The organism is Nocardioides sp. Z43_10, assembly GCF_059766615.1.
Window position 1 is genome coordinate 466,018 of record NZ_JCBAJY010000001.1, and the last position, 25,838, is coordinate 491,855.

Below are 25,838 nucleotides of genomic sequence, written 5' to 3' on the forward strand. Positions count from 1 at the left end.
CCGACCACGACCCGAGGCAGTTCCGTGACGCCCCTCCCCTCCCGACAGCTCGCCCTCGCGACGCTCGCCACGATCGGCGCGCTGACCCTCGCGGGGCTGCAGCCGCCCGAGTCGCAGGCGGCCGACTCCGCGGCCCTCCGGGCCCCCGGGGCGGCGACGTCGATGTCCATGTCGCTGTCGGCGCCCACGTCGGGGTCCCCGTCCGCGCGCGTCGGCCGGGCGAAGCGTCCCAACGTGCTGGTCCTCACCGCCGACGACGCCACCGTCTCCGACCTGGAGCACATGCCCCGGGTACGCCGGCTGCTGATGGCCCAGGGCACCACGATGACCGAGGCGATCGCACCCACGCCGATCTGCGTGCCCTCGCGAGCCTCGATGCTCACCGGTCAGTACGCGCACAACCACGGCGCGCGGGGCATCGTGGGGCGCCACGGCGGGCTCACCGCGATGCGCGACACCAACACGCTGCCGGTCTGGCTGCGCCGCGCCGGCTACGACTCGATCTTCGCCGGGAAGTACCTCAACGGCTACGGGCCGAAGAACCCGCGCTACGTCCCGCCGGGCTGGCACGACTGGTACGGCGCCCTCGACCCGAGCACGTACCGGCTGTTCAACACCCGCTACAACCGCAACGGCCGGCTGGCGACGCGCCGTACCCACAACTCCGACGTCCTGGCCACCTTCACCACCGAGACGATCACCCGGCGCGCCAAGATGGCCAAGCCCTGGTTCGCCTGGATCAACTTCGTGGCCCCCCACAACGGCGGCGGCGACACCTCCGGTGCATCCGAGGGGATGCGGACCACCACCCCCGCCACCCGACACCTGCACAGCTTCCGCGACCACTCGCTGCCGACGCACCCGGAGATGCTGGTCGCCGGCCAGTCGCCCTGGAGCGGGACCGCGTCGGTGCTGAGGAACCCCGCCGGGGTGCGGACGGTCTATCAGCGCCGCCTCGAGGCGCTGCAGTCGGTGGACGAGGCGGTCGGCAAGGCCGTGGCCCGACTGCGCCGCACCGGCCAGCTCGCCCGCACCTACGTCGTGTTCACCTCCGACAACGGCTACCTGGTCGGGCACCACAACCGGGTCGGCAAGCTGCTCCCCTTCGACCGGTCCCTGCGGATCCCCCTGGTGGTGCGCGGTCCGGGGATCCCGGCCGGGCGCGAGCTCGCCACCCCGACCACGGTCCCCGACCTCGCGGTCACCATCGCGGCGATCGCCGGTGCCACGCCCCCGCGCAGCGTCGACGGCGTCGACATGCTGTCGTTCTGGCGCTCGGGCACGACCTACGACCGGATCGTCCCGATCGAGGCCTACCCGGTCCGCGACGCCGACCATCGCCTCTACACCGGCATCCGCCGCGGGCAGTACACCTACGTGTCCACCCCGGCGGCCGGGGAGGTCCTCTTCGACCGGGCCACCGACCCCGGGGAGCTGCACAACGTCGCCGGCGACGAGAGCTACGCGAGCGTGCTGACGCAGATGCGCGAGTGGGACAGCCGCTACCGCGACTGCTCGGGCGCCTCCTGCCCGGGTCCGGAGACCTTCGCGGCCCGGCGGTGAGCGCCCCGCACGCGGCGACGCCCGGCTTCCATGTGATGGCGAAGCCGACCGGCGCGCTGTGCAACCTCGACTGCAGCTACTGCTTCTTCCTGACCAAGGAGCAGCTCTACCCCGGCGCCGCGCCGGTGATGACGCCCGCGGTCCAGGAGACCTACGTCCGCCAGCTGCTCGAATCGCAGCGCGAGCTGGCCGAGGTGACGATCGCGTTCCAGGGCGGCGAGCCCACGATGGCGGGGCTGGACTTCTACCGGCGCGGCGTCGAGCTCGCCGCGACGTACGCCGCACCCGGGCAGCGGGTGGTGTTCGCGATCCAGACCAACGCGACCCTGCTCGACGACGAGTGGGGGGCCTTCCTCGCCGCGCACGACTTCCTGGTGGGCGTCTCCATCGACGGACCGCGCGAACTGCACGACGCCTACCGGGTGGACAAGGGCGGCAAGCCGACCTTCGACCGGGTGATGGCCGGCCTGGAGGTGCTGCGCCGCCACGGGGTGGAGTGGAACGCGCTGACCACGGTGCACGCCGCGAACGCCGCGCACGGCCTGGCCGTGTACCGGTTCCTGCGCGACGTGTGCGGCGCACGGCACCTGCAGTTCATCCCGATCGTGGAGCGGGCCGGCGCCGACACCCTGCCCCTGCTGGAGCTGGGACGCGAGCTGCCGTTGCGCGACCGGCCGCTGTACACGCAGAGCGGAAGCCTGACCAGCAGCCGCTCGGTGTCCGGCGAGGCGTACGGCCAGTTCCTGGTCGAGGTCTTCGAGGAGTGGGTGCGCCACGACATCGCGACGGTGTTCGTGCAGGACTTCGACAGCGCGCTCGCCCGGCAGGTGGGCCAGGGCCAGCTGGGGATGTGCATCCACGCCGAGGACTGCGGGCGGCAGGTGGCGCTGGAGCCCAACGGCGACGTGTACTCCTGCGACCACTTCGTCGAGCCCGACCACCTGCTGGGCAACATCGCCCGCACTCCGCTCGCCGGGTCGGTGTTCTCGGAGCAGCAGATCGCCTTCGGCGCCGCCAAGTCCGCCACCCTGCCCGACGCCTGCCGGACCTGCCCGTTCCTCGACGCCTGCAACGGCGGATGCCCCAAGGACCGGTTCGTGCCCGCCCCGACCGGGGCGCCGCAGAACCACCTGTGCGCCGGCTACCTCCGCTTCTTCGGCCACGTCGCCGACCCGGTGCGCCGGATGGGTCGGCTCCTCGGCGAGCAGCAGCCGGTCACCGCGCTGATGGCCGAGGCGGCCGCCGCGGATGCCCGCCGCGGCCGCAACGACCCGTGCCCCTGCGGCAGCACCCGCAAGTGGAAGCGGTGCCACGGCAGCCGCTGACCCGCTCCCCTGTGGCGGGTCAGCGGTGGCGGCTCAGCGGTTGCGCCCCATCCGGTCATGGCTGCTGACCCAGTCCCCGGCGAGCACCGCGCAGGACAGCGAGACGTCGCCGGCCAGCACCACCGCGGCGCAGATCTCGGCCAGCTTGCGCACCTTGCCGGCGCCGTAGCAGCCGAGCATCTCCAGCCCCTCGCGCTGGGTGGCCAGCCCGGTGCCCCCGCCGTACGTCGCCACGATCAGCGCCGGGAGCGTGATCGACCAGTAGTAGGTGTCGTCGTCGAGGAGCTGGGTGTAGACGATGCCGGCGTGGGACTCCGCCACGTTGGCGACGTCCTGGCCGGTGGCGATGAACAGCGCGGTCAGCCCGTTGGCGGCGTGGGCGCCGTTGTTCGCGGCCCCGGACAGGAGCGCGCCGGTCTGGCTGATCTGGCGGGCCCGGAACAGGGTCCGCGGGTCGACGCCCATCTGCTCGCGCAGCAGGTGGCCGGGGATCCGCGCCTCGGCCACCACCCGCTTGCCGCGGGTGCGCATCAGGTTCATCTGCGAGTGCTTCTTGTCGGTGTCGATCTGTCCCGAGAGGATGAACTCCGGGTGGCCGGGGTGCTGGTCGCGGATCCACTCGCAGGCCGCCAGGGTGGCCTTGCCGGTGAGGTTCTGCCCGGCGGCGTCGCCGGTGGAGTAGTTGAAGCGCAGGTAGCGCAACGGCCCGACCGAGTACTGCTCGATGTCCAGCAGCCGGCCCGTGCGCGTGGTCGCCTCGGCGGCGGCCACGATCTGGGGGTGGTGCTCGACGATCCACTCCCCCAACTCGCGGGCCTGGAGCGCGTCGTCGAGCACGAACACCGGGGCGCGCTGCATCCGGTCGTCGACCACGGTCGCGCGCACGCCCCCGGCCGCGCTCAGCAGCCGCATCCCGCGGTTGTAGCTGGCCACCAGCGTGCCCTCGGTGGTGGCCAGCGGCACGTAGAAGTCGCCCTCGGCGTGCTCGCCGTGGACCCGCAGCGGACCGGCCACCCCGATCGGCACCTGCGCGACGCCGGTGAAGTTCTCGACGTTGCCCGGCAGCGTCGCCGGGTCCAGGGAGAACCTCCCGACGTGGTCGAGCCGGGCGCCGGTGGCCTCCTCGACGAAGGCCCGACGCACGGCCGCCTGCTCGGCGGTGTGGTCGTCGCTGGGGTGGCGGGGGACCTGGGTGGCCAGGGTGTCGCTCATGACGAGCCGCGCAGTGCGGTCTTGAGGATCTTGCCGGTCGGCCCGTGTTCCATCTCGGCGCGGAACTCGACCGAGCGGGGGTACTTGTAGGCGGCCATCCGCTCGCGCACGTGGTCGATGATCTCCTGCTCGGTGAGCTGGACGCCCGGGTGCGGGGTGATGAACGCCTTGACCTCCTCGCCGAGCCGCGCGTCGGGTACGCCGATGACGGCGGCCTCCAGGACGCCGGGGTGGGTGTAGAGCACCTCCTCGATCTCCCGCGGATAGACGTTGTAGCCGCCGCGGATGATCAGGTCCTTCTTGCGGTCGACGATGAACACGTAGCCGTCCTTGTCGAGGTAGCCGATGTCCCCGGTGCGGAACCAGCCCTCGGTGAACGCCTCGGCGGTCGCCTCCGGGTCGTTGTAGTAGCCCTTCATGGCGTTGACGCCGCGGGCCACGATCTCGCCGGCGTTCTCCGCCCCCGGGGGCAGCGGCTGGTCCTCGGCGTCCCGGATCTCCACGTCGACCCCCCAGATCGGCTTGCCGACGCTGTAGATCCGCCGGTCGTCGACGCCGATGTTGAACGTCGTGGTGGACGCGGTCTCGGTGAGGCCGTAGCCCTCCAGGATGTAGATCCCGAACCGCGACTCGAACGCGTCGAGCACCTCCGCCGGCAGCGAGGCGCCACCGGAGATGCCCACCCGCAGGCTGGCCAGGTCCTCGTCGCGCACGCCCGGCTGGTGCAGCAGCGCCAGGTACATGGTCGGCACGCCGACGAACACGGTGGCCTGGTCCCGCTTGATCGCCTCGACCACCTTGTCCGGCTCGAACCGCGTCACCAGCGTCATCGACGCACCGAAGCGCACCGAGACGTTGAGCTGGCTGGACAGTCCGAACACGTGGAACAGCGGCAGCACGACCAGGCTGACGTCGTCGGAGCGCAGGCCGAAGATGCGCCCGGGGGTGTCGGCGTTCATCAGCAGCTGGAAGTGGGTGAGCTCGGCGCCCTTGGGGGTGCCCGTCGTGCCGGAGGTGTAGACGATGACCGCGGTCTCGTCGGGGTCGCACTGCACGTACGGCGCGGGCGTCGAGGGGTCGGCGGCGAACAGCGCCTCGTAGGGCATTCCCACCCCGCCGGCGGGCAGGCCCGGCGTCTCGACGACGTACATCCTCTGCAGGCCCACGGCGTCGCTGGCCTTCGCCCCCTCGGCCGCCACCCCGGACCAGACGATGAAGCCGACGGCGTCGCTGTTCCCGAGCTGGTAGGCGACCTCCGGCGCCTTGAGCAGCACGTTCATCGGCACCGCGACGCAGCCCGCCTTGAGGATCGCGAAGTAGGAGATGACGAACTGGGGAAGGTTGGGCAGCTGCATCCCGATCTTGTCGCCGCGGCCGAATCCGGCCTCGCGCAGCCCGCGCGCCATCTGGTCGGAGAGGTCGTCGAGCTCGGCGTAGGTGATCCGGCCGCCGTCGAAGACGAGCACGGCCTTGTCGGGATAGGTCTTCGCGGACTCGCGCAGGATGGTGGCGAGGTTGAGTGTCATGACTGCTCCTGAGAGGACTGGACGCCCTAAGCGGCATCCGAGGGGTGGAGAGCGTCAGTGAGCAGGGCGCTGACACTCAGGTGCATGACCTTGCGGGCGCGCACGACGCCCAGGCCGAGGTGCTGGCGCAGCACGTTCCAGCTGCCCCAGGTGGTGGAGACGGCCAGCGCGTGGACGAGCTCCTGGTGATCGCGACCGCCCGCGGCGGCCTGTTCGAGCTCGCCCGCGAAGAGCGTCTCGATCTCGTGGGCCACGCCCCGGACGTGCTGGGCGCGGTAACGCTGGAGCATGGGCGAGACGGGCTCGCGCAGCTGTGAGGCGCCGGCGTACGGCGAGAGCTGCTCGAGCAGGCGTGCCCGCTGCTTGCAGAACTTGTCGATGCGCTGGTCCAGGGCCAGCTCGGGGGGAATCGGGTGGTGCGCGGCCCGCTGGGCCTCGAGCACGGTCTGCGCGGTGGCCTGGAACAGGCTGTCCATGTCGGCGAAGTGGATCCACAGGGTGCGCACCGACACCCCGCAGCGCTCCGCGATCTGCTGGGCCGTCGGCCGCAGCTGCCCCTCGTCGAGCATCGCGAGATGCGCAGCCACGATCGCGGCGCGCGTGCGCCGGCTTCGCTCGGCGCGCCCGTCCACCGCCTGGGCCGCGTCCTCTGCCGGGTGCGGATCGGCCACCTTCGCCATCTCCACCCCCTCCGCCGCCGACCGGTCCACCACGGACCGTCCTGCTCATCGTCTCGCCGGGGTGGCGTCCTCGCTACGACGAAAGTCCCTACTCATTGCACTCGCAGTGCAATAACGTCGAGGGCTGCCCGGAGGGCGGGTGGCGCGTTGTGTGATGAGACGACACGAGGCCGGGACCCCCATCTCTGGGTGTCCCGGCCTCGGGTTTCGGGGATGTACCCCGGTGGTGGTGTGGTGAGGTGTTTGCGTAACTCGCTGACCTGCTAGAACACGTGCCGCGCCAAACGCTGATCCTGCGGATGGCGTTCAAAAATCCCACAAGTCTGTGGACCACCCTGCGCGCTGGCGGACACGTCGTCTACATCCGTCGTGATCGGACCTTCGCTTGGCCCCGGTGCTCGGACTGCACCGCTCGCCCGTCGCCGGAAGCGTCACCACGGAGGGGGCATGTCCTGTCACATGCTTCTGCGAAGATGCGAGCATGGATCCTCGCGCCTTGCTGACTCGTCTGTGTGATCTGATCGACGCCCACCGATGGACAGACCTGTCGTCGCTGCTCCATGAGGACTTCGTGTGCCGATACGTGCACACGGGTGAGACGTTCGACCGCGAGTCGTGGGTGCGTCTCAACGCCGAGTACCCCGATTTCGATCACCTGGTCCTCCAAGACTTGGTCGGTTCGGAAGATCGAGCCGCTGCCCGCTGTCATGTCACCGTGTACGCCGAGGGCCAATTGGTCCACTTCGAGGTAGCCACCTTCATCACCGTTAGCGATGGGCAGATCAGGGAGATGACCGAGGTCTGGACGGACGTGGCGCAGACCCCTCCCGTCGGTGCGCGACCAGACTGACCCGGCCCTCGCCTCGATCCTTCCGTTGGGGCCCCTGCGACTCAGTTGATACCGGGGCCAAGCGTCTACCGACCGGGTGGCGAGAGTTGAGGGCGGTGCAGGACGGTCAGGGTCCGGTGTTGCGGAGATTCCCGAGGACGCGTTCGAGGGCGGCGAGGTGGGTGAGGAGCAGGGGTCGGTCTCCTCGGATGACCTTGCCGAGGACGGAATCGCTGACTCCGGATGCCGTGCTCAGGGCGTCTTGGGTGAGGTTGCGGGGGACCATCTTCACCCGGGTCCTGAGGACGATGTCGTGCTGAATTTTGGCGGCGGCAAGTTCGATCTCTTCGTCGCGCGTGTTCGCTGGGTGCCAGTCGGTTCCTGCGTCCTTGCCGAACTTGTAGCTCGCACTTGGGGCAAGAAGGGGTCACCGGTGCCGCCGAAGAAGGGCAGCAAGGACAAACGTGACCCGGCCCAGGACCGGATGAGCCCGGAGTTCCAGTCCGGTTGGTACCACCGCGACGAAGAAGACCACGCGGACACCTCCGCCAAGAACGGACGGCGCAGCGCGACGTCTGAATGGGGCTACGAGGCCCACCTCGCCACCATGGTCGCCAACAAGCCCGGAGAAGACCCCACGTTCCCGCTCCTCACCCTCGCCATCAGCATCGACAAACCTGCGGGTCGGGTCGCCGAGAACGCGCTCGATGCCATCAACTCCCTCGTCCACCGTGGACACCCCACCGGCTGGTTCCTCTCCGACCGCGCCTACTTCCCGAACCCCAAGGCCGAGAAACTGCAGTTGCCCTTGCGGGCAATCGGATACCGGCTCATCGGTGACTACCGCGAGGACCAACTCGGCATCCAAGCCGAATACGGCGGAGCCATCCTCGTCGAAGGGTCCTGGTACTGCCCGTCGATGCCTCGGCCGCTCATCGACGCAACCAAGGACCACCGGGCCAAGCGCATCGACGACGCCACCTACGACCAGCGCATCGCCCAGCGCGTCCAGGACGCGTTCCGGCCCAAGCACAAGCCCGGCCCCGATGGGAACACCGCCTACATGTGCCCGGCACGTGGCCCCGGCGCAACCGCCGACTGCCAACTCGCAGCACCAAGCACGTCGCCGACCTCGCTGGGGATGCCGACGACAAGGACCCGTGTCCTGAGCCCGCCAGCACACCCCGACACGTGCTGCACGAACAAGAACTCCGTCACCATCCCAGTCGTACCCGATGTCACCGGCCCACGCGGGGTCCGCTCAGCGCGCAACAACGCCGCCAAGTACGCCCAAGACATGCCGTTCCAGTCCAAGGAATGGCGTGCTCTGTACGGGCTACGCAATACCGTCGAGACGTTCAACTCCTACACCAAGTCACCCACCGAGGAAGACCTCGAAGAGCCCGCCCGCCGCCGCGTGCGCGGCTACGCCTTCCAGACCCTCCTGCTGACCGCCATGGTCACACCGCCACCTCCGCAAGATCAACGCATGGCTCAAGACGCGCAACGAGCCCGTCGTCGTACCGACAACGACGCCGCGCACCAAGAAGAAGGCAACCGGGCTGCAAGTCCACAGGCCCCTGGCGAACGCACCGCCATACGCCATCCCCGCCTGACCCCCACATTGCACTCCACGCGCATCACCCGCCTCGGCGGGAGCCTGCCCCGAACAGGGCCACGAGCACCGCCACAGCGCTTCCAGCCGCCTCATCAGGTCTCACATTCCCGTGCAGAAGGTGCCGAGGGCGCTTAGAACACGAAAAGGGCCGGTCACCCATCTCTGGGTGACCGGCCCCTACTTCGTTCTGAGGTTTCGCAAACGTGGAGACCACGTTTCGCAAGAACCTCGTGGTGCGCGAGGGGGGAGTTGAACCCCCACGTCCTTTCGGACACACGGACCTGAACCGTGCGCGTCTGCCTATTCCGCCACTCGCGCTTGAAGCATCCGAAGGTTATCCCAGCCTCACCGACATGGCCAAACCCGCCCCCCATCGGCTCCGAACCGGCTCGGCTCCGGGAGCGAGCGGGGCCGCGGTGAAGGCGTCCGGCGGGCCGGGTAGCCCGCGCGCGCCGCCGACCTCGCTACCATCGTCGGAGTCCCGGCGACCCGGGGCGCTTCGTCCTGCGTCTGACGCACCGCCAAAGTGGGTATGACGGGGCAGCACCACCCGGCACCCGCCGGACGCAGACGACGAGAGGAGGCGGACGGTGAGCAAGCTCCAGGACTTCGAGAACAAGCTGGAGCAGATGATCTCCGGCGTCTTCGCCCGGGCCTTCCGCAGCGCGGTGCAGCCGGTGGAGATCTCGGCGGCCCTGCAGCGCGAGGTGGACAACAACGCCCAGATCCTCAGCCGCGACCGGCGCCTGGCGCCCAACGACTTCCACGTCGAGCTCTCCGCGACCGACCTCGAGCGGCTCGCGCCGTATGACACCACGATGGCCGAGGAGCTCACCAGCAGCCTGCGTGAGCACGCCGAGCAGCAGGGCTATGTCTTCCCCGGGCCGGTCTCGATCGGGTTCGAGGCGGCCGAGGACCTCACCACCGGCCGGTTCCGCATCCGCAGCCGCGCCCAGGCCAAGGTGACGAGCAACCCGGCCGCCCCGGCCCGCGGCGGCGCCGTACGACGCGCCCGGGCGGTGCTGGAGATCAACGGGACCCGACACCCGATCCCCTCGCCGGGGGCCGTGGTGGGCCGCGGCACCGACGCCGACATCCGGATCAACGACCCCGGGGTCAGCCGGCGCCACATCGAGTTCCGCGTCGGCGAGAGCCGCGGCGGCGTGCCGCAGGTCGCCGTGCGCGACCTCGGCTCGACCAACGGCATGCTCGTCGACGGCACCAAGGTCGCCCAATCCCCCCTCGACGACGGGTCGCGCGTGAAGATCGGCAACACCACCATGACCGTCCGCTTCGTGAGCGAGCCCGGGGAGGCCGGCGGTGTCTGAGGTCACCCTTTTCCTGGTCCGCATCGCCTACCTCGCGATCCTGTGGATCTTCGTGATCTCCGCGGTCTCGGTGATCCGCTCCGACATGTTCGGCGCCCGGGTCCCGCAGGCCGACCGGGCCGCGGACCGCGCGGCGCGCAAGTCCCAGAAGGCCGCCAAGCCGCCGAGCCGCAAGCGCGGCGCGCCGACCCACGTCCTCGTGGTCGAGGGCGCCAACGCCGGTGAGCGCGCCGACCTCGACCAGGCTCCGGTGCTGATCGGACGCGGCAGCGACGCCGCCATCCGTCTCGACGACGACTACGTCTCCACCCGCCACGCCCGGATCGCCGCCTCGGGCGACCAGTGGTTCGTGGAGGACCTCGGGTCGACCAACGGGACCTACATCGGCAGCGCCCGCATCACCCAGCCCACGACGCTGAATCTCGGGACCCAGGTCCGGATCGGCAAGACGATCCTCGAGCTGCGCAAGTAAGGCGACGATGACCTCGACCGATTCCACGCCGGACACAGCGACGACGCTGCGGCTGAGGTACGCCGCGCTCTCCGACGTCGGGCGGGTCCGCAAGGACAACCAGGACTCCGGCTACGCCGGCCCGTGGCTGCTCACCGTCTGCGACGGGGTCGGCGGTGCCGCCCGCGGCGACGTCGCCTCCAGCACCGCCGTCCAGCAGCTGCGCCGCCTCGACGAGCCGCCGACGCCGGGCGCCACCGGCGAGGCGCTGCTCGGTCTGGTCGCCGGCGCGCTGCACCGCGCGCACGACCGGATCGCCGAGCTCGTCGACGAGGACCCGGCGCTCAACGGCACCAGCACCACCGCCACCGTCGCCCTCTTCGACGGTCACCAGATCGGCATCGCCCACGTCGGCGACAGCCGCGCCTACCTGCTGCGCCAGGGCACCCTGTCCCAGCTCACCAAGGACCACACCTTCGTCCAGAGCCTGATCGACGAGGGCCGGATCACCGAGGCCGAGTCGCGGGTGCACCCGCACCGCAACCTGATCCTCAAGGCCCTCGACGGGGTGCACGAGACCGATCCCGACCTCTTCCACGTCGACCTGGCCGCCGGCGACCGGCTGCTGCTGTGCAGCGACGGTGCGAGCGGCGTGCTCGACGACGCCCGGCTGACCGACATCCTCAGCACCGGCACCCCCGACTACGCCGCCGTCGAGCTGGTCCGCGCCAGTCTGGAGGCCGGCAGCTCCGACAACGTCACCTGCGTGGTCGCCGACGTCGTGCCGGCCGACGCGGTGGGCACGGCCGAGGGCGAGGAGGCCGAGGAGCAGCAGCCGCTGCTGGTCGGCGCCGCCGCGGACCTGCCCCGGCGCCGCGGGCACGGGCTCTTCCGCGGTCACCGCTCCGGCGACACCGGCGAGCTGGAGGCCGTCGAGGCCGACCTGCCCCCCGACGTCGAGTACGCGATCCCCTCCGACCCGCTCGACCCCGAGCAGCTGCGCTACGCCCCGCGCCCGCCGCAGCGCTTCGTGTGGCTCAAGCGGCTCCTGCTGGGCCTGGTCATCGTCGGCGGGCTGTGGATCGTGCTCGCCGCGGCGTGGACCTGGAGCCAGCAGCAGTACTACGTCGCCGAGAACGACGGCGTGGTCGCGATCTACCGCGGCCTGGACGCGGACATCCCCGGTCTGGAGCTGTCGCACGCCTACGAGGACACCGACGTCCAGCTCGACCGGCTCTCCAGCTACCACGCCAACCAGATCCGCGAGGGCATCTCCGCCGACGACCTCGAGGACGCGCGGCGCATCGTCGACAACTTCGCCGAGAAGCAGGGTGACCCCGCCAGCGAGGACGAGACCACCGAGCCGAGCGCGACACCCAGCGACTCCGCCACCCCGGAGCCGAGCGAGACGAGCAGGCCGCTGACCGGCACGGAGCTCGGGTGAGTGTGCAGCAGATGTCCCAGACCGGCTCCCTGATGGGCTTCACGCACCGGCGTCGCCGGGGCGCGGAGCTCTTCCTGCTGGTGCTCGCGCTCCTGGTCGGCATCGGCGGCTACGCCGCGGTCGGTCTCGGGGTGGACGGCACGGTGCCCACCGACCTGATCGGGTACGGCGGGTGGCTGGCCGCGCTGGTCGTCGCCGCCCACGTGGTGGTGCGCCTGACCGCGCCGTACGCCGACCCGGTGCTGCTGCCGGTGGTCGCCGCCCTGAACGGGCTCGGCCTCGCGGTGATCCACCGCCTCGACCTGGCCGAGGACAAGAGCAACGCCCCCCAGCAGCTCATCTGGATGACCCTGGGCGTGGTGCTGTTCGTGCTCACCCTGGTGTTCCTGCGCGACCACCGGATCCTGCAGCGCTTCACCTACACCTGTGGGCTCTCCGCGATCGTGCTGCTGCTGCTGCCGATGCTGCCGCTGATCGGCAAGAGCGTGAACGGCGCGCGGATCTGGATCCACCTGGGCCCGTTCAGCTTCCAGCCCGGCGAGGTGGCCAAGGTGCTGCTGGTCATCGCCTTCGCCGGCTACCTCGTCCTGCACCGTGACGCGCTGGCCCTGGCCGGGCGCCGACTGGTCTTCATCGACCTGCCGCGCGGTCGCGACCTGGGGCCGATCCTGGCGATGTGGGCGATCAGCCTCGCCATCCTGGTCTTCCAGCGCGACCTCGGCTCGAGCCTGCTGTTCTTCGGCCTCTTCCTGATCCTGCTCTACGTCGCCACCGAGCGCCCCGGCTGGCTGGTCGTCGGCGGGCTGCTGTTCTCCAGCGGCGCGTTCGCGGCGTACACGCTGTTCGGGCACGTGCAGAACCGGGTGAACATCTGGCTGCACCCGATGGAGTACTTCGACCAGTCGCCGGGCAGCGGCCAGATCGTGGAGTCGATGTTCGGGATGGCCTGGGGCGGGCTGATCGGACGCGGCTTCGGCGAGGGCAGCCCCGACCGGGTGCCCTACGCGGAGTCGGACTTCATCATCGGCGCGATCGGCGAGGAGCTCGGGCTCACCGGGGTGATGGCCGTGATCCTGATGTACGGCCTGATCGTGGAGCGCGCCCTGCGCGCGGCGCTGGTGTGCCGCGACGGCTTCGGCAAGCTGCTGGCCACCGGCCTGGGCGGCGTCTTCGCGCTGCAGGTCTTCGTGGTCATCGGCGGCGTCACCAAGCTCATCCCGCTGACCGGCCTGACGACCCCCTTCCTCTCCTACGGCGGCTCCTCACTGGTCGCGAACTGGGTGATCATCGCTTTGCTGCTGCGCATCTCCGACCAGGCCCGGCGCCCGGTGCCCGACCTCTCGGTCGACCTCACCAAGCACGACGACGAGGCCACCCAGGTGGTGAAGCTCGGGTGAACAAGCCGATCCGCACGATCGCCGTCTTCTGCCTGCTGCTCTTCGGGGCCCTGCTCATCAACGCGACCTGGCTGCAGTACGTCCGCGCCGGCGAGCTCGGCGACGACCCGCGCAACCGCCGCGTCGTCGAGGCCGCGTTCTCCCGCGAGCGCGGCGCGATCATCGTCGGGCGCGACCCGGTCGCCGAGAGCGTCCCCTCCCGGGACAGCTACCAGTTCCAGCGCAAGTACCCCCAGCCGGCGAAGTACGCCCACACCACCGGCTACTTCTCCTTCTACAGCCAGGCCGGCATCGAGCGCAGCGAGAACGCCGTGCTGTCCGGTGACGACTCGCGGCTGTTCGTGACCCGCCTGGTCGACCTGCTCAGCAACACCGAGCCGGAGGGGGGCAGCGTCCAGCTGACCCTCGACCGGCAGGCCCAGGACGCCGCCTACGAGGGGCTCAGCGCCCTCGGCGACAACACCCGCGGCGCCGTCGTCGCGCTCGAGCCCTCCACGGGCAAGATCCTCGCCTCGGTCTCGCTGCCGACCTACGACCCCAACGAGCTCGCCAACCACGACCTGAGCGCGGTCAGCAAGACCTACGACCGGCTCAACGGGGCCGAGTCCCAGCCGCTGCTCAACCGGGCGAACCAGACCACGCTGCCGCCCGGGTCGACGTTCAAGCTGGTCACCGCCGCGGCCGCCCTGGAGACCGGCAACTACGACGCCGACTCGCTCGTGCCCGGGGGCAGCAGCTACCGGCTTCCGCTCTCCTCGACCACGATCGGCAACGGCGGCCGTGCCTGCGGCACCGACAAGATCACGATGACCCAGGCACTCCAGCAGTCGTGCAACACCACCTTCCTCGCCCTCGCCGACGAGCTCGGCAAGGACAAGATGCGCGCGCAGGCCGAGGACTTCGGCTTCAACAGCACCTACCTCGACGACCTGCCGATGTCGGAGAGCGTCTACCCCGACAACGGCGACGCGGCCCAGACCGCGCTCACCGGGATCGGCCAGTGGGACGTGCGGGCCACGCCGCTGCAGATGGCGATGGTGGCCGCCGGGATCGCCAACGGCGGAGTGGTGATGAAGCCCTACGTGGTCGACGAGATCCTCTCCCCCGACCTCGAGGTCCTGAACAAGAAGAACCCCAAACAGCTCTCCAAGGCGGTGGAGCCCTCCACCGCGACCGAGCTGAAGAAGATGATGGTCGCCACCGTCTCGGGCGGCACCGCCTCCCCCGCCGCGATCTCCAACGTCGACGTGGGCGGCAAGACCGGCACCGCGGAGAGCTGCGACGAGTGTCGCCCCTACGCGTGGTTCGTCTCGTTCGCACCGGCCGACGACCCCCAGGTGGCGGTGGCGGTGATGCTCGAGGACCTCGACTCCTCGGTGACCGAGATCGCCGGCGGCCAGCTGGGCGGCCCGATCGCCAAGGCCGTGATGGAGGCGGTGATCGACCAGTGAGCGGACCGGAGACCGGGACCAGCGGACGTTTCGTCGACGACGCGCACCGCTATCAGCTGGACTCGCGCATCGCCACCGGCGGCATGGGCGAGGTCTGGCGGGCCCGCGACACCGTGCTGGACCGGGCGGTCGCGGTGAAGCTGCTCAAGGCCGAGTACGCCGACGACGCGACGTTCCGCTCGCGCTTCGAGACCGAGGCCCGGCACGCGGCGGCGCTGCACCACCCCGGCGTCGCCGCGGTCTACGACTTCGGCGAGGCCGGCTCCCTCGACGGCTCGGGCGTCCCGCGGCCCTACCTGGTGATGGAGCTGGTCGACGGGCAGCCGCTCTCCGCGCTGCTGCGTCCGGGTACGCCGCTCGACCCGCGCGCCACCCAGGACCTGATGGCGATGGCCGCCGACGCGATCGGCGCCGCGCACGCGGCCGGGATCGTGCACCGCGACGTGAAGCCGGCGAACATGCTGGTCACCCCCGACCGAACCCTCAAGATCACCGACTTCGGGATCGCGCGGGCCACCGAGGGGATGGCGCTCACCCAGACCGGCCAGGTGATGGGCACCCCGCAGTACCTCTCCCCGGAGCAGGCGCGCGGCTTGACCGCGACGCCGGCCTCCGACGTGTACTCCCTGGGCGTGGTGGCCTACGAGTGCCTCACCGGGCGGCGTCCGTTCACCGGGGACACCCCGGTCACCACGGCGCTGGCCCACCTGCGCGAGCCGGTGCCGGAGCTGCCCGAGTTCGTCCCGGCCGACCTCGCCTACGTCGTACGCAAGGCGCTGGCCAAGGACCCGGCCGACCGCTTCCCCGACGGGGCCAGCCTCGCCGCCGCCTTCCGGGACCCGGCCGCCGCGGCCGCGGCCGACGCGGGCGAGCGCACCACGGTGCTCGCCGCGCCGGCGGCCGCTCCGGCCGACGCCACCCGGGTGATGCCGGCCACCGGCGCGCTGCCGGCCCAGGACACGGACCCGGCCACCGAGCCGGCGGCCGAGGACGACCGAGCCAAGAGGTCCCCGTGGCTGTGGGTCCTGCTGGGCACCGCCGTCCTGGTGCTCGCGGTGGTCGCCTTCCTTGCCTTGCGCGGCGACGACGGGGACACCCCCTCGGACGAGCCGACCAGGACCCCCAGGTCGTCGGAGCCTCGGACCCCGAGCCAGCAGGCCGGCATCGAGGTCGACGAGGACGACTACATCGGTCGCGACGTCGACGCGGTCACCGCCGAGCTCGAGGGGCTCGGGCTCTCGGTCCGCGCCGAGGAGCTCGCGAACCCCGGCAACCAGGGTGAGGACCTCGTCGCGGGGGTCAACCCCAGCGGCATGCTCGAGGATGGCGACCGCGTCACGGTGACCTTCTGGGGCCCGGTCCGCGAGGAGCCCGAGCCGGAGCCGGAGCCGACCACCCCGGAGCCGACGCAGGAGCCGACGCCCACGGAGCCGACCCGGGAGCCGTCGCCGGAGCCCTCCTCGACGGAGCCGAGCCGCCCGGCCAGCACCGAGCCCGGCGAGGACGACACCACGTCTGCGGACCCCAGGCCGCAGAGTCCCGAGAACCAGACCACCCCCCAGACGCAGAGCCCGAGCGCAGGGTGAGAGGGCAGCACCGATGACGAACCACGGGTCCACCCCGGGACCGACGCTGGTCGGCGGACGCTACGAGCTCGGCGAGCTCCTCGGACGCGGCGGGATGGCGGAGGTCCGCAAGGGCACCGATCGGCGGCTGGGCCGCACGGTGGCCGTCAAGCGGCTGCGCACCGACCTGGCCAGTGACTCCACCTTCCAGGCGCGGTTCCGGCGCGAGGCGCAGTCCTCGGCGTCGCTGAACCACCCCGCCATCGTCTCGGTCTACGACACCGGCGAGGAGTGGTCGCAGGCCGACGCCAACGGCCACGAGGGCGTCGCGCAGCCGTACATCGTGATGGAGTTCGTCGCGGGACACACCCTGCGCGAGATCCTGCGCGAGGGCCGCAAGATCCTGCCCGAGCGCGCCCTGGAGATCACCAGCGGCGTCCTGTCCGCGCTGGACTACTCCCACCGCGCCGGGATCATCCACCGCGACATCAAGCCCGGCAACGTCATGCTCACCCCGTCGGGCGACATCAAGGTGATGGACTTCGGTATCGCCCGTGCTATCTCCGATGCCTCCTCGGCGATGACCCAGACGGCCGCCGTCGTCGGGACCGCGCAGTACCTCTCCCCCGAGCAGGCCCGCGGCGAGACCGTCGACTCCCGATCCGACGTCTACTCCACCGGCTGCCTGCTCTACGAGCTGCTCACCGGGCGCCCGCCGTTCATCGGCGACAGCCCGGTCGCGGTCGCCTACCAGCACGTGCGCGAGCCGGCGACGCCTCCGTCCCACTACGAGGCCGACCTGACGCCCGAGATCGACGCCATCGTGATGAAGGCCCTGGCCAAGCGGGTCGAGGACCGCTACCAGAGCGCTGCCGCGATGCGCAGCGACATCGAGCGCTACCTGGCCGGACGGCCCGTGCAGGCGCCGCCGGTCGACGCCGAGCCCAGCCACCAGCTCGAGGGCCCCTCCTCGGACTCGTCGGTCAACGGCACCGTGCAGGGCTCGGGTGACGACCGCCGCAACGGCAACCGCGGCTGGCTGATCGCGCTGGTGGCGCTGCTGCTGGTGATCCTCGGCGGTTTCGCGGCGCTCTTCCTGATGGACTCCGAACCCGAGCCGGTCCAGGTCCCCGACCTCAGCACGATGACCGAGGACGAGGCCCGGGCAGCCCTCGGTGAGCGGGGCCTCGGGGTGGGCCAGATCGAGGAGGCGACCAGTGACGACGTGCCGCAGGGCCAGGTCAGCGACCAGGACCCCAGCGCCGGCTCGTTCGTCGTCCCCGACTCCTCGGTGTCGTTCACGGTCTCCCTGGGCAAGCCGCAGGTCGAGGTGCCCTACGTCCTGGGCCAGGGGCGCCTCGCCGCCACCGAGACCCTGGAAGCCGCCGATCTCAAGGTGAAGATGGTCGAGCGCGACGACGACGCCGAGCGCGGCCGGGTGATCGAGACCCAGCCCGCCCCCGGCACCCCGGTCGCCGTGGACACCATCGTCACGGTCTACTACTCCGATGGCCCCGAGGAGGTCCCCGACGTCGTCGGCCTGAGCGTGGCCAAGGCCACCCAGCTGATCGAGGAGGCCGGCTTCACCAAGGTCAAGGTGTTCAAGAGCGACGACACCAAGAAGAAGAAGGGCACCGTCCTGGAGCAGACGCCGCTGGGTGGGGAGTCCGCGACCACCGAGACGACCGTGGTGCTGGTGGTCTCCTCCTACGAGCCCGAGCTGGAGCCGACGACGCCGCCCACGCCCAGCGAGTCGCCCACCGAGATCCCGCCGACGACACCCCCGACCACCGAGCCGACGACGCCCTGATCCGCGGCCCGGACCACCCCGCGCACCAGCCAGGTGCCGGGCGGGGTGTCGGGCCGGGTGCGGCTACGCGCCGGTGTCGGTGTCCGGCAGGGCCTCGGCGTACTGCAGGTCGACGAGTCCTTCGTAGGCCGGGGCGACGAGATCGTCCTCGAGCTCGAGGTCCCAACCGATCGCGATGTCGGGGTTCTGCGACTGCTCGCGGTAGACGCTGACGGCCTCGTCCGCGGCCAGTGAGTCCAGGATTTCGCCCTGATCCCCGATCGCGGAGATCACGAACGGCTGGGGGTAGGGCACGCTCTGCAGGCGCACCGAGTTGCCCTCGCACTTGATGCCGGTGGTGGACACGACCCGCTGGCCGGCGATGGTGACGGCGCGAGCCCCGCCCTTCCACATCGCGTTGACGACCGCCTGGATGTCCTGCTGATGCACCACCAGCAGGTTGGCCGGGGTCTCGTCGGCGGCGGTGTCCGGCGCGTCCGAGAGCGTGACGGTGACCCCGGTGCCCCGACGCGGGACGAGGCCGGCGGGGTCCTCGAGCCGCTCCATCCTGCCCCGGTAGCGGCGCACGGTGGTGTCGTCGATGCTCCGGCTCAGCTTCGCGATCTCCTTGTTGAGCCGGGCCACGCGGTCGCGCTTCTTCTCCACCTGCCGGCTCTCCGCGCTCACCAGCGAGGCGAGGTCGGCGTAGCGCCCGGGGCGCAGGTCGGTGCCTCCGCTGTTCTCGGCGCTGGCCACGAACAGCGCCCCACTCAGCGCGAAGATCAGCGGGGTGGCCACCGCCCAGGCACCTCGACCACCGCGCCCGCGCGGGGACAGCGAGGAGACCGCGTGCGCCGAGAGCCGCTTGATCCGCGAGACGCGACCCTCCGGCGTACCCGGGTCGGTCTGCTCCGGGTCGGGCACGCCCGGGTGGTCTGCGTGAGAACCGGGGGTCATGACGACTACGCTAGCCCGCGGCGCGTGAGGTATCACCGTCAGCCCGCCCGTGTAGCCAAGGAGATCTGGTGTCCAAGCCGAAGGCCCACCAACCGACCGAGCCGACCCTGACCGGGAAGGTGTTCTCGATCCGGTTCCTGATCACCCTGCTGCTGGTGGTGCTCGGCATCGCCTGGATCGCCGTCTACTACTCGACCGTGCGGGTGGCGCCGCTCTCCGACGCCGAGCCCGGCGGGCCGGCGTTCATGGCGGACCTGGAGATGTGGAACTACCTGATCGGCTTCGGGCTGATCATGCTCGGCCTGGTGATCGCCGCCCATCCGTCGACCCCGCTGGGCCGTGGCCGCGGCGTGGTGGTCGGCATGCTCGGCTGCTTCCTGATCGGCCTGCTGTGGATCTGCACGTTCTACGTGTTCAGCGGCACCAAGCTCGACGAGGTGTGGGTGCTCAACGACCTCGACCAGTGGAACCTGGTCGTCGGCATCGGGTTCATGGCGGTGGGCTTCGCCTTCGCCACCCGCTGGGAGTGACCCCTCCCCCGCATCCGGTGCCCCCGGCACCCGCACGCGACGAAGGCCCGGACCGAGTGGTCCGGGCCTTCGTCGTTCCCCGGTGCGGCGAGGTTCTCCACATTGGGGATAACTCCTGTGGAGAACTTACAGCGATGTTATTCACCGGTTATCCACAGGCTGTGCAGAACTTTCGGACCGCTCAACCGAGGCCGGCCACCCGCACCGCCGTGGCCGCGAGCAGGGCCAGCAGCAGCGCTGCCAGCCCGAGTCCCTGCCACAGCGTTCGGTGCTTGCGCGGGGCGTAGACGATGATCGCGGCGACGAGGAGCCCGCCGACCAGGCCACCGAGGTGGCCCTGCCAGGAGATGAACTGGCTGCCCAGCACGGTGATGACGACGTTGATGCCGATCCAGCCCAGCAGGGAGGACGTGTTGGCCCCGACCCGCAGGGCCACGACCAGCAGCCCGCCCATCAGCCCGAAGATGGCTCCCGAGGCTCCCAGCGTGGTGCTGGTCTCGGGAGCGAGCCAGAGCACCGCCACCGACCCGCTGAGCGCCGAGAGCAGGTAGAGCGCCAGGAACCGCGCCCGCCCGATCGCCAGCTCCAGCTGCGGCCCGAGGAACCACAGCGCCAACATGTTGAAGCCCAGGTGCATGGGCTCCACGTGGGTGAAGGCGCTGGTCAACATCTGCCACAGCGCCCCGTCGGCCACTCCCGGCAGCCACAACCCGTCCCCCGGCGGGTTCGTGCGGGTCAGGCAGGAGGACTCCGAGAACAGCGCGTAGGTGCCCTCGGGGGACTGCCGGGACTCGCAGGTGCCGACCGGCGAGAGCGCCAGTCGGTAGAACCACGAGCTGGCCTGTCCCCCGGTGCCCAGCAGCGCCAGCCAGATCCCCACGTTCGTCACGATCAGCACGATCGACGTCAGTGCGGGGTTGCTCGAGCGCTTTCCGCCGTACGGCGCGCGCCCGGCGCGCGTCGTACGCGCACCCTCGGCCACGCACTCGACGCACTGGAAGCCCACGGCCGCGTCGCGCATGCAGTCGGGACAGATCGGACGGTCACACCGCTGGCAGCGGATGTAGGTCTCGCGGTCGGGGTGCCGATAGCAGGTCGGAACCCCGGCCGCGGGGGCCGGCTCGCCGGGCATCGGGGGCGTGCTCAGGAGCGGACGATCTGGACCGTCTCGATGACGACGGGCTCGACCGGGCGGTCACGGCCGTCGGTCTTGACCTTGTCGATGGCGTCGACGACGTCGCGCGACGCCTGGTCGGCGACCTCACCGAAGATCGTGTGCTTGAAGTTCAGCCACGGAGCGGTCCCGGTGGTGATGAAGAACTGCGAGCCGTTGGTGCCCGGCCCCGCGTTGGCCATCGCCAGCAGGTAGGGCTTGTCGAAGACGAGCTCGGGGTGCGGCTCGTCCTTGAACGTGTAGCCCGGGCCGCCGGTGCCGGTGCCCAGCGGGCAGCCGCCCTGGAGCATGAAGCCCGCGATGATGCGGTGGAAGCCGAGTCCGTCGTAGAACGGGCCGGTCTTGCCGCCGTCGGCCTTGTAGTCCTTGGTGCCCTCGGCGAGGCCGACGAAGTTGTCGACCGTCTCCGGAGCGTGGTTCGGAAGGAGGTTGATGACGATGTCACCGTGGTTGGTCTTGATGATGGCCTGCAGGTCAGCCATATGTCTGCCTCTCGATGGACGATTGGTGCGGCTCTGATCCTCCCACGATCGACCAACCCGGCCATTGTGGGTACTGCACCGGCACCGCCCCCGGCTCGGCGTGTGTCGGGAGCCGTTTGCCGGGGCATGATCGAATGTGTGGGACACGACAAGAGGAAGGCCACCATGGGCATCCGCAAGAAGAAGTCCGTCATCGACCAGGCCATTGACCAGGCGACCGAGTTCGCCGAGTCCGTCCGCCCCCAGCTCGAGTCCGCGCTCGTGACCGCGAGGGAGAAGGCCGGCCCTGCGCTCGCCGACGCCCGCGAGCGCGCCGTCGAGCTGTCCACCGAGGCCCGGGAGAAGGCAGCACCCCTCCTGGCAGACGCTCGTGATCGGGCTGTCGAGCTCTCGGCCGAGGCGCGCGAGAAGGCCACCCCGCTGATCGCGGAGGGTCGCACCAAGGCCGCGGCCGGTGCCGCCGTCGGCGCGGCGTACGCCGCGGAGAAGGCCGCGCACGGCAAGGAGCTGGCCGCCGCCAAGCTGGCCGAGCTCAAGGCCGAGCCGGAGCCGGAGCCCAAGAAGGGCGGCAAGCTCCGCAAGATCGTGCTGTTCAGCGCCCTCACGGGGCTGGCTGCGTTCGCGGTGAAGAAGCTGACGGCCGACAAGTCCTCGGACAACTGGCAGTCGTCGTACACGCCGACGCCGCCGTCGCAGACGGCTGCTCCGAGCACCCCGGCCAGCCCCGTCGCCACCGCGGCCGCGGCCGTGGAGGAGGACGACCGGGCCGCCGCGTCGCCCGACGAGGCGCTCTCGGACGCCACCGACCAGCCGCACGAGCCGACGACGCCCGACGCACCCGCCGAGGTCATCGACATCGACCCCGACAACCGGGCCTGATCCCGGGGCGCCGTACCGGCGCCGCGTCGTCAGCGGGACCGGCCGGAGGGAAGATCCTCCGGCCGGTTCTGTGCTATCCAGGCGTCGATGCGCTCCCACCAGTCGTAGAGCCACTCGATGCGCTCCTCGCGTCCGGCGGGGATCTCGGCGCGCGGCACCTGCCACCAGCGCATGATGATCTGCTTGTCCATCGGCAGCTCGCGCCAGACGTCGGCCACGGTCAGCAGGTGGTCGAGCCCGGTGTGGGCGACCAGGACCACGTCGGCGTCGGGTGCCGCGTCCAGCGCTGCGATGAAGCCCCCGGGCCGGGGCGCCAGCACGTGGGTCATCGACTCGGCGCGTACCGCCATCCGCTCCAGGCCGAGTCGGCGAAGCCGGCTGATCGCCCGCTCCCGGCGCTTCGGGGTGAAGTTGCCTCCCTCGGGGAAGATCACGAACGCGTCGTTCTCGTCCAGGCCGCTGACCAGCTCGCCGATGTGCGACTCGAGGTCCTCGCCGGCACCCGGGTTGGGGGAGATGAACCGGGCCGGGAGCCGGCCCAGCAGGACGTCGATCATCGGGTCCCAGGCCAGGGTGTCCTTGAGGACCACCCGCGGCTCGCGGTGGTACCAGTGCAGCAGCGCGTACATCAGCGTGAACGAGTCCCCCGGTCCCGCGTGGCGACAGCACACCAGCAGTGGTCGACCGGGGTGGGCGTCCGGGGCGGGACCCTCGGTGACGATCCGCAGCCGGACCACCCGGCGCGCCTCGCGGAAGAAGACCCAGAGCAGGCCCTGGGCCAGGTCGTAGTGGATGCCCTCGAAGTAGGGGGTGCGGATCCGGCGGCCGAACCCCGAGGAGAGCCACCAGCCGAACATCACGATCAGCAGCAGGCTCTCGCAGGTCAGGTAGAGGACCACGACCCACAGCAGGCGCAGCGCCCGCCACCGGCCCGGGGCCAGCGGGGAGATGGCCGCCGCGAGGATCAGCCACAGCGGCAGCGTCACCCAGATCAGCGCCGTCAGCGCGATCACGGCCGGAGCGAGCACGAGCCGGCGCAGCAGACGGACCAGGAGCGAGCGCCAGGTCACGCGCCCACTCCGTGCTCGCGCAGGTAGGACAGCGACTCCTGGTAGGTCGCCGTGATGCGCTGGTGCACGGAGGAGAAGTCACGGTGGGCGCGCAGGGAGTCGTCGAAGGCAGAGGTGCCTGCCGCCGGGAGCACGTGCGCCTCGATGTGCGCGGGCAGCTCGGCCATCTCGCGCACGAAGCGGTGCCGGCGGGCGATCTCGAAGGAGACCCGCGCCACCTCCCACGGCTTGCGGGGCACGGTGAGGGGCCGGTCGATCCGGCCGACCTGGAGCACGAAGATGCGATCGGCTCCCAGCTGGGCCGCGCGGCCCACCGGGATCGTGTTGACGATGCCACCGTCGAGGAAGTGCTCCCCGCCCACCCGGGCCGGCGGCAGCAGACCCGGTGCGGCGGCGCTCGCCACGACCGCGTCGACGACCGGGCCCTCGCTGAACCAGTGCTCCGCGGCGCGCTCGATGCTGGCCGCGCACACCTGGAACTCGACAGCGAGGTCGGCGAAGGTGATCTCGCCGAGCTCGTCGCGCAGCCGCTGGATGAGCGGCTTCGCCGAGTAGATGTGGGTGCCGGTCACCATCGCGCGCCGTACCGTGCGCAGCGGGCGGTCGCCGTACACGTCGCCGCTGTCGGCCGCCGACTGCCACAGCTGCGTGAGGCGGGCGATCACCGAGCCGTCCGGCTGGCGGGCCACCATCGCCCCGTTGATCGCGCCGACGCTGGTGCCGAGCACCAGGTCGGGGACGACGCCACGCTCGAAGAGGGCCTGCAGCATGCCGACCTCGGCGGCGCCGAGGACCCCGCCGCCACCGAGCACGAATGCGGTGGTCGTCACCCTCGGGAACGTATCAGGCGAGCTCGGGGTGGTGCGCCTTCACGCGCTGGGTCGCCCGGTGCTCGGCCCAGAAGGAGAGGATCGGCACGGTGCCGCAGATCAGCGTCACGAGCGTGAAGCCGATGTCCCAGTCGTCCTTGCGCGAGAGCATGAACGCCATCAGCACGAAGATCATGTAGAGCCAGCCGTGGGCGACGCCGAGGTACTCGGTGATCGCCTCGCCGACGTGCTGGGCGTCGCCGCCGGTGGGGAACCAGTTGGGGGTGCTGTCGAAGAGGCCCCACATGCCGGTGCCGTCGAAGTTGGCGAGCGGTACGCCGACCAGGCACAGCACGATGAGCAGGACACCGACGATGCTGGCCATCACCCGGTAACGGAGGAGCGCGGCTTTCACGACCTGGACGGTACCGGGTCAACCTGAGGGGTGGCTGAGTCGGGGCTGGGCTGATCCTGATCCCCCCGGTCCTCGTCGTCCGGGCCGTCGTCGGGCTCGTCGCCGCTGGACTTCGCGAGCTCGTCGCGGACGTAGCGCCACCAGATGTAGACGGCGAAGGCCGCGAACATCCACCACTCCACCGCGTAGAGCAGGTTGCGCAGGCCGGTGGACCCGTCCGACTTCGGCAGGGCGTCGAGGGTGGCCTGGCTGAGCCCGTCCACGGCCTCGACGGCGCCGTCCGCCTCGGGCCAGCCGGTGGCGCCGGCGTCGACCGCCTCGCGCACCGCGTCCGGGCCGATGGCCACGGCGTAGCCGCTGTAGAGGTCCTGCTCGACGTGCTGGATCGCGTCGGCCAGCCGCAGCTGCGGCAGCAGGTCGTCGCTCGGGTCGGGGTCGGTGGCCCCGGTGCCCTCGGCCGGCTGCAGCCAGGCGAGGATCTCGGCCTCACCGGTGGGCGGCTCGGGCGCGCTCGCCGGGTCGGGCTCGGCGTCGTCGAGGAAGCCGCGCACCACCAGCAGCGCCGGCGCGTCGGCGCCACCCCCCACGGCCATCGGCGTGACCACCCACGAGCCCTCGACGCCGTCCTGGGTGCGGTCGGTGACGTAGACCGTGCCCCCGGGCACCCAGGTGCCCTCGACCAGCACCGGCTGGCCCACCCGGTCGGCGGGGAACGGGTCGTCGGGGCCCATCAGCTCCGCCAACGGCACCGGTGCCTGAAGGGTCAGGTCACGCGCCTCGGCGTCGCGCTGGGCCTGCCAGGACTCCATCTGCCACAGCCCGAGGCTCACCGCCACGACCGCGCACAGACCCCCCACCAGGTGCGCCAACCAGAAACGACGGGCAAGGACAGCAGGCACGCTCCCAGGGTACGCCGCCCCCCACCGCCCCCTGACTCGGCGTGAACTAGCAGCGTACGCACCCCGAGTCGGCGTGAACTCACCGTCGAGAGGCGCCGAGTCGGCGTTACTTCGCGATCGGCGGCTCATCGCACGCCGACTCGACCGTCGTACGACGCGAGTTCACGCCGACTCGACCGTCGTACGACGCGAGTTCACGCCGACTCGACCGTCGTACGACGCGAGTTCACGCCGACTCGGCGCAGGGGCGACGGTGATGTAGCTGCCGTCCGGCCGAGCGTCGCCGCATCTCTCGCCCGCTTACCCGCAGGTAACTGGAGGATCGCACGCACCAGGTGCACGGGAATCTCCAGTTACCCGTCAGTCACCTGAGGCGCGCCCAGCCAGGGCGGCGGGGCGGGCGCGGCTGTGCGGGTGGTGGGCGCGAGCAGGCGGCTGGGTCAGC

24 protein-coding genes and 1 tRNA gene are annotated in these 25,838 nt (G+C 71.0%); 13 read left to right on the forward strand and 12 right to left on the reverse strand.

What is annotated here, in order from left to right; translation table 11 throughout:
- The first annotated feature begins 24 nt into the window (after positions 1–24).
- Both AC6EI4_RS02250 and AC6EI4_RS02255 read left to right on the forward strand, forming a co-directional pair.
- Complete coding sequence (locus AC6EI4_RS02250) at positions 25–1,563, forward strand: sulfatase family protein (RefSeq protein ID WP_498450445.1); 1,539 nt, start codon at positions 25–27, stop codon at positions 1,561–1,563.
- Entirely contained in the window at positions 1,560–2,888 is a 1,329-nt protein-coding gene (locus AC6EI4_RS02255) for an anaerobic sulfatase maturase (protein ID WP_498420094.1), read from the forward strand. The genes AC6EI4_RS02250 and AC6EI4_RS02255 overlap by 4 nt, the downstream gene beginning before the upstream one ends.
- Before the next feature lie 33 nt (positions 2,889–2,921).
- On the opposite strand, the gene AC6EI4_RS02260 is transcribed toward AC6EI4_RS02255, so the two are convergent.
- From AC6EI4_RS02260 to AC6EI4_RS02270, 3 genes are read right to left on the reverse strand one after another with little or no spacing between them, the layout of a single operon-like run.
- The gene (locus AC6EI4_RS02260) at positions 2,922–4,100 is read right to left on the reverse strand and encodes a hydroxymethylglutaryl-CoA reductase (RefSeq protein ID WP_498420092.1); all 1,179 of its coding nucleotides are present in this window, start codon (positions 4,098–4,100) and stop codon (positions 2,922–2,924) included.
- Complete coding sequence (locus AC6EI4_RS02265) at positions 4,097–5,626, reverse strand: long-chain-fatty-acid--CoA ligase (RefSeq protein ID WP_498420090.1); 1,530 nt, start codon at positions 5,624–5,626, stop codon at positions 4,097–4,099. Before AC6EI4_RS02265 ends, AC6EI4_RS02260 begins: the two co-directional genes overlap by 4 nt.
- 26 nt (positions 5,627–5,652) lie before the next feature.
- Positions 5,653–6,306, reverse strand: coding sequence for a TetR/AcrR family transcriptional regulator (locus AC6EI4_RS02270; protein WP_498450446.1), 654 nt, complete (start codon positions 6,304–6,306; stop codon positions 5,653–5,655).
- 481 nt (positions 6,307–6,787) lie between these two features.
- Here AC6EI4_RS02270 and AC6EI4_RS02275 point away from each other — a divergent pair, with 481 nt between their 5' ends.
- Positions 6,788–7,156 carry a nuclear transport factor 2 family protein gene (locus tag AC6EI4_RS02275; protein ID WP_498450447.1) on the forward strand — a complete coding sequence of 123 codons (369 nt, stop codon included), beginning with the start codon at positions 6,788–6,790 and terminating at the stop codon, positions 7,154–7,156.
- Positions 7,157–7,262: 106 nt separating this feature from the next.
- On the opposite strand, the gene AC6EI4_RS02280 is transcribed toward AC6EI4_RS02275, so the two are convergent.
- On the reverse strand, positions 7,263–7,421 hold the full coding sequence (locus AC6EI4_RS02280; RefSeq protein ID WP_498450569.1) for a helix-turn-helix domain-containing protein: 159 nt from the start codon (positions 7,419–7,421) through the stop codon (positions 7,263–7,265).
- Positions 7,422–7,448: 27 nt separating this feature from the next.
- Here AC6EI4_RS02280 and AC6EI4_RS02285 point away from each other — a divergent pair, with 27 nt between their 5' ends.
- A complete protein-coding gene (locus AC6EI4_RS02285; RefSeq protein WP_498450448.1) occupies positions 7,449–8,888 on the forward strand; it encodes a hypothetical protein in 1,440 nt (479 codons plus the stop codon).
- Between the two features lie 96 nt (positions 8,889–8,984).
- On the opposite strand, the gene AC6EI4_RS02290 is transcribed toward AC6EI4_RS02285, so the two are convergent.
- Positions 8,985–9,071, reverse strand: a tRNA-Leu gene (locus tag AC6EI4_RS02290).
- A gap of 272 nt (positions 9,072–9,343) precedes the next feature.
- On the opposite strand from AC6EI4_RS02290, the gene AC6EI4_RS02295 reads away from it, so the two are divergent.
- The 7 genes from AC6EI4_RS02295 to pknB are packed head-to-tail and all read left to right on the forward strand — an operon-like array spanning position 9,344 to position 18,199.
- Positions 9,344–10,081 (forward strand): FHA domain-containing protein, encoded by a 738-nt coding sequence (locus AC6EI4_RS02295; RefSeq protein WP_498420086.1) that lies wholly within the window; start codon positions 9,344–9,346, stop codon positions 10,079–10,081.
- A complete protein-coding gene (locus AC6EI4_RS02300; protein WP_498420084.1) occupies positions 10,074–10,553 on the forward strand; it encodes an FHA domain-containing protein FhaB/FipA in 480 nt (159 codons plus the stop codon). Before AC6EI4_RS02295 ends, AC6EI4_RS02300 begins: the two co-directional genes overlap by 8 nt.
- Before the next feature lie 7 nt (positions 10,554–10,560).
- A complete protein-coding gene (locus tag AC6EI4_RS02305) occupies positions 10,561–11,976 on the forward strand; it encodes a PP2C family protein-serine/threonine phosphatase (RefSeq protein WP_498450449.1) in 1,416 nt (471 codons plus the stop codon).
- An 11-nt stretch (positions 11,977–11,987) separates the two neighbouring features.
- Complete coding sequence (locus AC6EI4_RS02310) at positions 11,988–13,373, forward strand: FtsW/RodA/SpoVE family cell cycle protein (RefSeq protein ID WP_498450570.1); 1,386 nt, start codon at positions 11,988–11,990, stop codon at positions 13,371–13,373.
- Positions 13,370–14,824, forward strand: coding sequence for a peptidoglycan D,D-transpeptidase FtsI family protein (locus AC6EI4_RS02315; protein WP_498420080.1), 1,455 nt, complete (start codon positions 13,370–13,372; stop codon positions 14,822–14,824). The genes AC6EI4_RS02310 and AC6EI4_RS02315 overlap by 4 nt, the downstream gene beginning before the upstream one ends.
- Positions 14,821–16,410, forward strand: coding sequence for a protein kinase domain-containing protein (locus tag AC6EI4_RS02320; protein WP_498450450.1), 1,590 nt, complete (start codon positions 14,821–14,823; stop codon positions 16,408–16,410). The genes AC6EI4_RS02315 and AC6EI4_RS02320 overlap by 4 nt, the downstream gene beginning before the upstream one ends.
- A 13-nt stretch (positions 16,411–16,423) precedes the next feature.
- The gene (gene pknB / locus AC6EI4_RS02325) at positions 16,424–18,199 is read left to right on the forward strand and encodes a Stk1 family PASTA domain-containing Ser/Thr kinase (protein WP_498450451.1); all 1,776 of its coding nucleotides are present in this window, start codon (positions 16,424–16,426) and stop codon (positions 18,197–18,199) included.
- Positions 18,200–18,262: 63 nt separating this feature from the next.
- Here the strand turns inward: pknB and AC6EI4_RS02330 are convergent, their stop codons facing one another.
- Positions 18,263–19,135, reverse strand: coding sequence for a DUF881 domain-containing protein (locus AC6EI4_RS02330; protein ID WP_498450452.1), 873 nt, complete (start codon positions 19,133–19,135; stop codon positions 18,263–18,265).
- A 68-nt stretch (positions 19,136–19,203) separates the two neighbouring features.
- Between AC6EI4_RS02330 and AC6EI4_RS02335 the strand changes: the two genes are divergently transcribed.
- Entirely contained in the window at positions 19,204–19,665 is a 462-nt protein-coding gene (locus AC6EI4_RS02335; RefSeq protein WP_498420074.1) for a cell division protein CrgA, read from the forward strand.
- Positions 19,666–19,846: 181 nt separating this feature from the next.
- Here the strand turns inward: AC6EI4_RS02335 and AC6EI4_RS02340 are convergent, their stop codons facing one another.
- Positions 19,847–20,686, reverse strand: coding sequence for a rhomboid family intramembrane serine protease (locus tag AC6EI4_RS02340; protein WP_498450453.1), 840 nt, complete (start codon positions 20,684–20,686; stop codon positions 19,847–19,849).
- A gap of 122 nt (positions 20,687–20,808) precedes the next feature.
- Positions 20,809–21,321, reverse strand: coding sequence for a peptidylprolyl isomerase (locus AC6EI4_RS02345; protein ID WP_498420070.1), 513 nt, complete (start codon positions 21,319–21,321; stop codon positions 20,809–20,811).
- A 138-nt stretch (positions 21,322–21,459) separates the two neighbouring features.
- Between AC6EI4_RS02345 and AC6EI4_RS02350 the strand changes: the two genes are divergently transcribed.
- The gene (locus AC6EI4_RS02350; protein ID WP_498420068.1) at positions 21,460–22,200 is read left to right on the forward strand and encodes a hypothetical protein; all 741 of its coding nucleotides are present in this window, start codon (positions 21,460–21,462) and stop codon (positions 22,198–22,200) included.
- 29 nt (positions 22,201–22,229) lie between these two features.
- On the opposite strand, the gene AC6EI4_RS02355 is transcribed toward AC6EI4_RS02350, so the two are convergent.
- The 4 genes from AC6EI4_RS02355 to AC6EI4_RS02370 are packed head-to-tail and all read right to left on the reverse strand — an operon-like array spanning position 22,230 to position 25,393.
- Positions 22,230–23,270 carry a 1-acyl-sn-glycerol-3-phosphate acyltransferase gene (locus AC6EI4_RS02355; protein WP_498420066.1) on the reverse strand — a complete coding sequence of 347 codons (1,041 nt, stop codon included), beginning with the start codon at positions 23,268–23,270 and terminating at the stop codon, positions 22,230–22,232.
- The gene (locus AC6EI4_RS02360; RefSeq protein ID WP_498420064.1) at positions 23,267–24,100 is read right to left on the reverse strand and encodes a patatin-like phospholipase family protein; all 834 of its coding nucleotides are present in this window, start codon (positions 24,098–24,100) and stop codon (positions 23,267–23,269) included. The genes AC6EI4_RS02355 and AC6EI4_RS02360 overlap by 4 nt, the downstream gene beginning before the upstream one ends.
- Before the next feature lie 13 nt (positions 24,101–24,113).
- Entirely contained in the window at positions 24,114–24,494 is a 381-nt protein-coding gene (locus tag AC6EI4_RS02365) for a DUF3817 domain-containing protein (RefSeq protein WP_498420062.1), read from the reverse strand.
- Positions 24,491–25,393, reverse strand: a complete 903-nt coding sequence (locus AC6EI4_RS02370) for an SURF1 family protein (RefSeq protein ID WP_498450454.1) — start codon at positions 25,391–25,393, stop codon at positions 24,491–24,493. The genes AC6EI4_RS02365 and AC6EI4_RS02370 overlap by 4 nt, the downstream gene beginning before the upstream one ends.
- Positions 25,394–25,838 lie beyond the last annotated feature (445 nt).

Coding starts and splice junctions, on each gene's coding strand:
- AC6EI4_RS02260 (WP_498420092.1), bottom strand. CDS start 4,100: ATGAGCGACACCCTGGCCACCCAGGTCCCCCGCCACCCCAGCGACGAC.
- AC6EI4_RS02265 (WP_498420090.1), bottom strand. CDS start 5,626: ATGACACTCAACCTCGCCACCATCCTGCGCGAGTCCGCGAAGACCTAT.
- AC6EI4_RS02270 (WP_498450446.1), bottom strand. CDS start 6,306: ATGGCGAAGGTGGCCGATCCGCACCCGGCAGAGGACGCGGCCCAGGCG.
- AC6EI4_RS02275 (WP_498450447.1), top strand. CDS start 6,788: ATGGATCCTCGCGCCTTGCTGACTCGTCTGTGTGATCTGATCGACGCC.
- AC6EI4_RS02280 (WP_498450569.1), bottom strand. CDS start 7,421: ATGGTCCCCCGCAACCTCACCCAAGACGCCCTGAGCACGGCATCCGGA.
- AC6EI4_RS02305 (WP_498450449.1), top strand. CDS start 10,561: ATGACCTCGACCGATTCCACGCCGGACACAGCGACGACGCTGCGGCTG.
- AC6EI4_RS02310 (WP_498450570.1), top strand. CDS start 11,988: ATGTCCCAGACCGGCTCCCTGATGGGCTTCACGCACCGGCGTCGCCGG.
- pknB (WP_498450451.1), top strand. CDS start 16,424: ATGACGAACCACGGGTCCACCCCGGGACCGACGCTGGTCGGCGGACGC.
- AC6EI4_RS02330 (WP_498450452.1), bottom strand. CDS start 19,135: ATGACCCCCGGTTCTCACGCAGACCACCCGGGCGTGCCCGACCCGGAG.
- AC6EI4_RS02340 (WP_498450453.1), bottom strand. CDS start 20,686: ATGCGCGACGCGGCCGTGGGCTTCCAGTGCGTCGAGTGCGTGGCCGAG.
- AC6EI4_RS02345 (WP_498420070.1), bottom strand. CDS start 21,321: ATGGCTGACCTGCAGGCCATCATCAAGACCAACCACGGTGACATCGTC.